Origin of the sequence: Shewanella sp. AC91-MNA-CIBAN-0169 (genome assembly GCF_040310165.1) — a bacterium.
Classification (GTDB): Bacteria; Pseudomonadota; Gammaproteobacteria; order Enterobacterales; family Shewanellaceae; genus Shewanella.
On sequence record NZ_JBEOPM010000085.1, the window covers coordinates 1 to 305 of the forward strand.

The 305-nt window shown below is 33.8% G+C and carries 1 protein-coding gene; it reads right to left on the bottom strand.

The features are described from left to right. Nucleotides 1–305 (bottom strand): MobA/MobL family protein (locus tag AAEY98_RS22220; protein ID WP_351019730.1); only part of this gene is annotated, 305 nt, incomplete at both ends.

Genomic DNA, 305 nt, shown 5'->3' on the forward strand with positions numbered 1-305 from the left:
GGATAACGAATAATCACCGTCTTTTTCTGCAATAATTTCACGACTAGAAAGGAGTATATGAGCATGAAAATTATCATTTGTAAGCTCTGCAATTTGCCCATCATTTTTATGCTGAATATGGGTATGTGGTCGATGAATCGAAACATCGACTAGAATGTTATATCTATCTGATAAATATTGACTATATTTTTCAACTAGATCAATACGCTGCTGTTCATTCAATCCATCAGGGAACATCACATCTATCTCAGTCCCAAATTGTGCATTTTTTCTAGTCTCTATTAGCTCAATTTCGTTCCAAAAAT